Genomic DNA, 7,390 nt, shown 5'->3' on the forward strand with positions numbered 1-7,390 from the left:
GACTGCACTGGGCTTGCTGCACTAGGAAAACTAGTCGCCCAGCGCGCTGCGCTTTGACTACCGCATGTCGGACGCCGGCCTGGACCTGTTCCCGACCATGATGGTGCTGCTGGCTTTTGGCGACGCCTGGCTGCTGGACGGACAACGTCCGCCGCTGCAAATGCTGCACCGGACTTGCGGCCATGCATGCTCGCCGCTCGTGGTCTGTTCCGCCTGCAAGGGGCCGATCGATGCGCGCGATGTGCAGTACCGCAACGGGCCCGGCGCCGGTTCGCACACGCACACGGTGGAGCGCAAGCGTTCGCGGCGCGGATCGGACCCGATGGCGCTGGAGCGCGGCCGGCCTTGTTCAGTGGCGCGTACCTTGCGCATCATTGGGGACCGCTGGAGTTTCCTGGTGATCCGCGAAATGTTTTTCGGCGTGCGCCGCTTCGACGAGTTCCAGTCCAATCTCGGCATTGCGACCAATATCCTGACTGACCGCTTGCAACACCTGGCCGAGCATGGCGTGCTGGAGCGGCGCGCCTATCGTGTGCGGCCAGAGCGGTTTGAATACCGCTTCACGCCCAAGGGCATGGATCTGTTTGCATCGATGATCGTGATGATGCATTGGGGCGACAAGTGGCTGTCCGGTGGCAAGCCGCCGCTGCTGATCCGCCACAAGCCGTGCCAGCATGACTTCCACGCCGAGGTGGTGTGCAGCCACTGCCGCCAACCCTTGCTGGCGCATGAAGTGAATTATTTCACCCGCTATGCAGTGGATGGCGTGATGGCGGCGTATGCCGTGCCGCGACCGGCGGCAGACCTGGACCACGCCCCGGACCAGCCAGCCTGAGCCAGGACGTGCCTGGGCGAGTGCTGCTATTGCCCGCTTTCCGGCTTTGCCAGCGGCCGGCAGGATAGCCACAACATCAGGCAGCACACGGGTGCAAACAGCCAGTATTCGATCGGTGCGCCCCACAGCCAATGCTTGTGCCAGCTGACATTGATCGGCTCGAACCGGGCCAGGCCGAAGGCCGGGTTCAGTACAAACCACAGGAAGTCCTCGACCAGCCAGAACAGCATGATGCAGGCGAAGATGCGGGCTTCGATCGCCCAGTTCCAGGTGTTGGAGAACGCGGCCGGAAAATGAAAGAACAGGGCAATGAACGGGAACACCCAGGCGTGGTATCCGGTCATCGGGCGTGAGCCCCAGAATACGTCCAGCAACCAGTGATGCTCGATGCGCCAGGTCGGCAGGTTGGCTGCCCAGCCGTGTTCGCCTTCGATATGGATTTCGATCTGCGCGAAAAAAAACGCCAGCAGCACGGTGCCGGCCAGCATCGGCGCCAGCCCCAGCAAGGCCTTGAGGGTCGCGCGGTTGCGGCTCATGCTGCCATGTCCAGCGCATGACACACGATACGCAATGCATCGCGCCCGGCATGTGCTTGCCCCAGTGCCCGCGCCGCTTGCTGCATCGCCGCCAGCCGGGCCGGATCGCACAGCAGCTGCCGCACCCGATATTCAACTTTGCACGCCGTTGCCGCCTTCAACGCCGCCCCGTGTTCGAGCAGGTAGTCCGCGTTGCGCTCCTCCTGCCCCGGAATACTGTCCACGGCGATCATCGGCAAGCCCATCGCCAGGCATTCGGCGGTGGTCAGTCCGCCAGGCTTGGAGACCACGAAGTCCGCGCAGGCCATCAGCAAGGCCATCTGGTTGGTATAGCCCAATACCCGTAGCCGGATCGGGTGGGCGCTGGCCAGTGGCGTCAGCGCGGCGCGCAGGCCGGCGTTGTTGCCGGTCGCGACCAGGACCGTTGGCTGTTGTTCCAGTGCGATCAAGTCCGAAGTGATCCGGAACAGGTCGCCGTGGCCGTGGCCGCCGCCCATCAGCAGCACGGTGGGGCGAAGCGGATCCAGACCCAGGCTGGCCGCAGCCTGGACCCGGCCTGGCGGATCGGAGAAGGCAGGCATCACCGGAATGCCGGTGACATGCACCTGGTGCGCGGCAACGCCGCGCTGCCGCAGTTGCCAGGCCAGTTCATCGCTGCCGACGAAATAGCCCGACACGCCGGGTTGCAGCCACATGCTGTGCAGTCCGTAGTCGGTGATCTGCACCCATACACCGCCGGCAGGGCGCTCGGCGGCGGGCAGCCGGCCCAGCATCTCGGCAGGCAGGAAATGGGTGCAAATGATGGCGTCCGGCGCCAGTTCGGCCAGGCGGCGGCGTAGCTGCGCCATGCAGAGTCGCTCGACCAGGCGGCGCCAGCGCTGGCCCGCCGATTGCGTGGCAGCACGGTCGGTATAGTTGTACAGCGCCGACCAGGCCAGGGGAAATTTCCGTACCAACTGCAGGTAGAGCTCGGTGTAGACCTTGCGGAATGCGCGCGGCACGAATTGCATCACGTCCAGGTGCACCATTTCGATTGCCGGGTCGGTCGCGCCGGCGCTGCACAGCGCCTGTGCGGCGCGCACGTGGCCGTTGCCGGCCGAGACGCTCAGCACGACGATGGTCTTGCTGGCCAGCCGGGCGTCAGCCGGCCGGCGCGCCGCTGCCGTGACCGTCGGCGTTGCCGGGACAAAGGGGGCGATCAGGCCGCTACGCTGCATGGCTCTTCGATCATGGCGATTGCCCGCCGGTGGTCCGACTCCAGCATCACCTGTTGCCAGTCCACCAGCCTTAATTTGCCATCGTGGTCTTCGACCAGGGCGGTCAGGCTTTCCACCCAGTCGCCGTCATTGCAATACATGACGCCATCGACGTCGCGGATTTCCGCCTTGTGGATGAGGCCGCAGATCACGCCGTCCAGGCCGAGCCGGCGCGCCTCGCCGGCCAGTGCGGTTTCGAAGGAGGTGATGTAGCTCACTGCGTTCTTGACCTTCAGTTTCAGGTATTGCGACAGCGACCAGTACGGCAGGCCGACCCGCGCGCGCCAGTTGTTCAGGTGCTGGTTGAATTTCAGGATTACCGTGTACAGGCTGTCGCCGACGTAGGCCAGCCATTTGGCACAGGCAATCACGCCATCGAAGCGGTCGCCGTGCAGCACCAGCAGGCGCTTGCCGTCGGCGGTGATGTGCACCAGCTCGTCGCGTACCTGGATGCCGGCAAAGTCGAGGTCGATGAACTGGCGTACCGACTCGTCGTGGTTGCCGGGGACGAAGATGACGCGCGTGCCTTTCTTGGCTTTCTTCAGGATGGTCTGGATGACGTTATTGTGGTGCTGGTCCCAGAACCAGCGGCGCCGCAATTGCCAGCCGTCAATGATGTCGCCGACCAGGTAAATCGTCTCTGCATCGGTTGCGCGCAGGAAATCCAGCAGCTTGGCGGCCTGGCAACCTGGCGTGCCGAGATGGATGTCCGAAATCCACATCGTCCGGTAACGCAGTGTTTCGCGCTTTTTCTTGATGCCCGGCGGCTTGATTTGCGGGCTCAGGAAATTGTCGTGAGGTTTCATTGTTGGTCGTCTCGGATAGGTGAAGTGTGGCTCCCGGTAGATAGCGACTTACAGGGTAGACTGCCATTGCTGCAGGCTTGTGAAGTGCATGTGACGCGCTGATGACGGGTCTTGTCATCGCCCGGTAATATGGCCGGACTACGATGATTGGTTGAGTAATGAATTTGCGCATGGGGAAGATGATGTTTGCGGCAGTGGATCTCGGATCGAACAGTTTCAGGTTGCACATCGGCGAGCCGGCCGCCGACGGCATTCGCGTGGTGCGCAGTGCGCGCGACCCGGTTCGGCTCGGTGCGGGACTGGACAAGGATGACTGCCTGACGCCGGCGGCAATCGAGGCCGCGCTCGAATCGCTGCAGGGGTTTGGCCAACTGCTGGCGACCTATCCCTTGCAGGCGGTGCGGGTGGTGGGCACCAACGCGCTGCGCCTGGCGCGCAACGCCGATGAATTCCTGCCTCTGGCGGAAAAAGCGATCGGCTATCCGATCGAAGTAATATCCGGCGAAGAAGAAGGGCGCCTGATCTACCTCGGCGTGGCGGCCACGGCCGGCCATGGCAACCAGCAGCAACTGGTGGTCGATATCGGCGGCGGCTCGACTGAACTGGTACTGGGACGCGGAGCGCAGATACTGCGGGTCGAATCGTTCAGCATTGGCACGGTGCGCAAGAATGTGCTGTTCTTCCCCGAAGGTCGGATCGACCGCAGCAGTTTCCAGGCAGCGGTGCTATCGGCGCGCAGCCGCTTCGAGGACGCGGCCGAAGGTTTTGGCAGCGGCAACTGGGAGCTGGTCTGCGGATCCTCGGGCACCATCCGTGCCGTCGGCGACGCGCTGGCGCGCAATAGCATCGGCGATGGCCTGATGCGCTACGAAACGCTGCAGTTGTTGCGCGAACGGCTGATCGGGTTCGGCCACACCAGCCGGATCGCATTGGCCGGGCTCAAGCCGGATCGGGCCGAAGTGATCAGCGGCGGCCTGGCGATCCTGATTGGCCTGATGGAAGAGTTGGGCATCGAACAGATCATGCCGGTGCAAGCCGGCCTGCGCATGGGCCTGATCTGGGACATGCACCTGCGCAGCACGTCGGGCGACCGGCGCGACGCCGCCGTGCAGGCGTTCGCCACCCGTTTCCAGGTCGATCCGCTGCGCGTGCAGCGGGTGGCGGCAGCAGCCGACATGCTTTATAAAAGCGCCCGGCCCGGCGGCGACAACCAGCGCCTGTTGTGCTGGGCCGCGCAATTGCACGAGGTGGGCCTGATTGTTTCGCGCACCGGTTTTCACAAGCATGGCGCTTACCTGGTCGAGCATGCCGACCTGCCGGGTTTCAGCGCGCGCGAACAGCGCAAGCTCGGACAACTGGTTTTGGCGCAAAAGGGCAACCTGCGCAAGTTGGGCAACGCCATGGACGATCCTGACTTTTGCTGCGCGGTGCTGGCATTGCGGCTGGCAACGGTGCTGATGCACTCCCACGAAAGCGATTCCGCCAAGCTGTTGCGCCTGCATGTGCGCAACCGGATCGAAGTGGAGGCGCCCGCGGACCTGCTGCAGCAACACCCCACCTTGTCGTGGTGGCTCACCCGCGAACGCGGCGAGTGGGAAGAAATCGGACGGCCGTTCCTGCTGAAACCGGCCTGAGCTTTCCGGGCCTTGCTGGTGCTGGAAATTAATTGTATATATAATTTATATTGTTTATATCGTTTATATTATTTTATCAAGGAGCTCATCGATCATGGCAACCAGGAAAGCAGGCCCGAAATCATCCGCCGCAGCGCCGGCAAAAAAACCGGCGACCAAGGTGGCAAGCAGCGCGGTAGCCAGGACGCCAGCAGCAAAGCCAGCAGCAAAGCCAGCAGCGAAGCCAGCCGTCGACCTGAGCAAAATGGATGGCACCCAAACGAGCCCGAAGGAAATCGCCAGCGACGAGACAGCGCGCAAGCAGAAGCCAAAAAAAGTGAAAGTCGTCCGCGATAGCTTCACCATGCCGGAGACGGAATATGCGGTGCTGGCTGAAGTCAAGAAAGCTTGCCTGTCCAGGGGATTCCAGGTCAAGAAGAGCGAGCTGTTGCGCGTGGGCGTGGCGCTGATCCGCACGCTGGATGCCGGCGCACTCAAGAGCTGGGTGGAAAGCCTGCCGCCGCTCAAGCTGGGCCGGCCAAGCAAGGAAAAGTAGGCCTGACCGCCATTGGCGGCGCTGCGGGCACAGCGCCGCGGTAACACAACTGAAACCCGGCATTCACAGGGGCGCAGCAATCGCACGTTAGCCTGACGTGGTGTTCAATCACCACGAAAGTCGCCATGCAATTGTTGACGCGCAGCGAAGCTGCTCCTCCTCCTCGCCAGCCGAGGTTGACCCTTGGCCTTGCCACCTCGCCGGCTGAAGTCCGGGAGGTGCAAAGGCTGCGCCACCAGCTCTTCATCGAAGCGATGGGACTGTCCCTGCCGCGCCTGGGCGGCGGCCTCGACCATGACGAGTATGACGAGGTTTGCGAGCATCTGGTCGTGCGCGACGACATCACATCCGAAGTGGTGGGCACGTATCGGGTGCTCGGCCCCTCTGCGGCGCGCAGGATCGGCGCCTATTACTCGGAACGCGAGTTCGACCTGGCCGAGCTGGCCGAATTGCGGCCCGGAATGGCGGAAGCGGGGCGCGCCTGCGTGCACCCGGATTATCGTAGCGGCGCGGTCATCACCTTGCTGTGGTCAGGACTGGCTGCCTTCATGGCGCGGGAAAAGTGCAGGCACCTGATCGGCTGCGCCAGCATCAGCCTGGCCGACGGCGGCAATAATGCGGCTGCCGTGTGCCAGTCGCTGCAGGCCAGTCACCTTGCGCCCCTGGGATGCCGGGTGACGCCGCGTGTGCCATTCGACGCCCCCGTGACGATGCCGCAGCAGGAAGCCTGGGTGCCACCCCTGATCAAGGGCTATCTGCGCGGCGGCGCATGGGTCGGCGGCGCGCCGGCGCTGGATCCGGAATTCCATACCGCCGACTTGTTCATGTTGCTGCCGCTGGCCCGGCTGGAGCGGCGCTATGCGCGTCACTATCTGCGCGGCGAGGGCGCGCAGTAATCTTCCGTCGCCGGCCCCGCCGGGGCGGCATCACTTGTGCGGCAGCTCGGGACAGACCACGGCGCGCAGTACATTGCTGGCGCCTGCATCGCGACTGTCTATCCACCAGACGCAGCCCTTGCGGATCGCCATCTGGCCGGCTTGCCCGGTCAACAGCCGTGCAGCGACTTCACCCAGGGCCGGCTGGTGGCCGACCAACAGTACCGGACACCGGCTGTCGGGCCAGCCGGCTGCTAGCAGCAGGTCGTCGCTGCCGGCGTTGGGAGCGATCTCGTCGCATAGCCGGTAACGCCGGTTCAGTGCGGCGGCAGTCTGCATCGAACGTCGCGCCGGGCTGACCAGGATCTTGCAACTGGCCGGCAGCGCCTGGTCCAGCCATTGGGCCATGCGGCGCGCCTGCTTGCGTCCCTTAGTGGTGAGTTGCCGCGCCATGTCGTCCATTCCCTCTTCGGGCTCTTGCGCTTGCGCATGGCGCCAGAGGATCAGTTCCATCACAGCACGCCGTTGGTCGTGTCGTTGCCCAGGCTTTGCATCAGCGACGCCTGCGCCCCGAACCGTATTTGCCTGGCCCTGGGCTTCTTGCGGTGGTAGTCGCCTTCGGCATCGAGTTCCCAGGCGTCTACATTGTCTTTCAGGTAGGGGTTCAGGCCTTCATTGATGACGCGCTTCTTGAGGGCCTTGTCGAGTACCGGGAAAGCGACTTCAATGCGGCGGAACAGGTTGCGGTTCATCCAGTCTGCGCTGGACAGCCAGACATCATTGGCAAGGTCGTTGCGAAAATAAAAGATGCGCGTGTGTTCCAGGAAGCGGCCGATGATGGAGCGCACCCGGATGTTTTCCGACAGGCCGGCTACGCCAGGCCGCAGCGCGCAGGCGCCGCGCACGATCAGGT

Annotated in this window: 8 protein-coding genes and 1 pseudogene; 4 read left to right on the top strand and 5 right to left on the bottom strand. The window is 63.8% G+C overall.

Annotated elements, in window-relative coordinates; genetic code table 11:
• Positions 1 to 64: 64 nt before the first annotated feature.
• Complete coding sequence (locus Q7T64_RS14100) at positions 65 to 835, top strand: helix-turn-helix domain-containing protein (RefSeq protein ID WP_304796985.1); 771 nt, start codon at positions 65 to 67, stop codon at positions 833 to 835.
• Positions 836 to 861: 26 nt separating this feature from the next.
• On the opposite strand, the gene Q7T64_RS14105 is transcribed toward Q7T64_RS14100, so the two are convergent.
• The 3 genes from Q7T64_RS14105 to Q7T64_RS14115 are packed head-to-tail and all read right to left on the bottom strand — an operon-like array spanning position 862 to position 3,433.
• The gene (locus Q7T64_RS14105; RefSeq protein ID WP_370653331.1) at positions 862 to 1,371 is read right to left on the bottom strand and encodes a hypothetical protein; all 510 of its coding nucleotides are present in this window, start codon (positions 1,369 to 1,371) and stop codon (positions 862 to 864) included.
• Complete coding sequence (locus Q7T64_RS14110; protein WP_304796987.1) at positions 1,368 to 2,588, bottom strand: glycosyltransferase; 1,221 nt, start codon at positions 2,586 to 2,588, stop codon at positions 1,368 to 1,370. Before Q7T64_RS14110 ends, Q7T64_RS14105 begins: the two co-directional genes overlap by 4 nt.
• On the bottom strand, positions 2,570 to 3,433 hold the full coding sequence (locus Q7T64_RS14115; protein WP_370653332.1) for a UDP-2,3-diacylglucosamine diphosphatase: 864 nt from the start codon (positions 3,431 to 3,433) through the stop codon (positions 2,570 to 2,572). The genes Q7T64_RS14110 and Q7T64_RS14115 overlap by 19 nt, the downstream gene beginning before the upstream one ends.
• Before the next feature lie 170 nt (positions 3,434 to 3,603).
• On the opposite strand from Q7T64_RS14115, the gene Q7T64_RS14120 reads away from it, so the two are divergent.
• The 3 genes from Q7T64_RS14120 (at position 3,604) to Q7T64_RS14130 (ending at position 6,498) form a co-directional block, all read left to right on the top strand.
• Positions 3,604 to 5,067, top strand: coding sequence for a Ppx/GppA family phosphatase (locus tag Q7T64_RS14120; RefSeq protein WP_370653333.1), 1,464 nt, complete (start codon positions 3,604 to 3,606; stop codon positions 5,065 to 5,067).
• Positions 5,068 to 5,161: 94 nt separating this feature from the next.
• Complete coding sequence (locus Q7T64_RS14125) at positions 5,162 to 5,602, top strand: hypothetical protein (RefSeq protein ID WP_304796989.1); 441 nt, start codon at positions 5,162 to 5,164, stop codon at positions 5,600 to 5,602.
• Between the two features lie 125 nt (positions 5,603 to 5,727).
• Entirely contained in the window at positions 5,728 to 6,498 is a 771-nt protein-coding gene (locus Q7T64_RS14130; RefSeq protein WP_304796991.1) for a GNAT family N-acetyltransferase, read from the top strand.
• Positions 6,499 to 6,528: 30 nt separating this feature from the next.
• Here Q7T64_RS14130 and Q7T64_RS14135 read toward each other — a convergent pair whose 3' ends face one another.
• Together Q7T64_RS14135 and Q7T64_RS14140 are read right to left on the bottom strand one after the other, a co-directional pair.
• Positions 6,529 to 6,990: a histidine phosphatase family protein gene (locus Q7T64_RS14135; protein ID WP_304796993.1), complete on the bottom strand. Its 462-nt coding sequence runs from the start codon at positions 6,988 to 6,990 to the stop codon at positions 6,529 to 6,531.
• Positions 6,990 to 7,390: pseudogene (locus Q7T64_RS14140) on the bottom strand (RNA degradosome polyphosphate kinase); the annotation flags it as partial. The pseudogene Q7T64_RS14140 and the gene Q7T64_RS14135, both read right to left, overlap by 1 nt.

This window comes from Lacisediminimonas sp. (assembly GCF_030645335.1).
Taxonomy (GTDB): domain Bacteria; phylum Pseudomonadota; class Gammaproteobacteria; order Burkholderiales; family Burkholderiaceae_D; genus Lacisediminimonas.

Bases quoted from the DNA above. Each gene is read 5' to 3' on its own strand.
- Q7T64_RS14100 (WP_304796985.1), top strand. From the start codon at position 65: ATGTCGGACGCCGGCCTGGACCTGTTCCCGACCATGATGGTGCTGCTG.
- Q7T64_RS14105 (WP_370653331.1), bottom strand. From the start codon at position 1,371: ATGAGCCGCAACCGCGCGACCCTCAAGGCCTTGCTGGGGCTGGCGCCG.
- Q7T64_RS14110 (WP_304796987.1), bottom strand. From the start codon at position 2,588: ATGCAGCGTAGCGGCCTGATCGCCCCCTTTGTCCCGGCAACGCCGACG.
- Q7T64_RS14115 (WP_370653332.1), bottom strand. From the start codon at position 3,433: ATGAAACCTCACGACAATTTCCTGAGCCCGCAAATCAAGCCGCCGGGC.
- Q7T64_RS14120 (WP_370653333.1), top strand. From the start codon at position 3,604: ATGGGGAAGATGATGTTTGCGGCAGTGGATCTCGGATCGAACAGTTTC.
- Q7T64_RS14125 (WP_304796989.1), top strand. From the start codon at position 5,162: ATGGCAACCAGGAAAGCAGGCCCGAAATCATCCGCCGCAGCGCCGGCA.
- Q7T64_RS14130 (WP_304796991.1), top strand. From the start codon at position 5,728: ATGCAATTGTTGACGCGCAGCGAAGCTGCTCCTCCTCCTCGCCAGCCG.
- Q7T64_RS14135 (WP_304796993.1), bottom strand. From the start codon at position 6,990: ATGGAACTGATCCTCTGGCGCCATGCGCAAGCGCAAGAGCCCGAAGAG.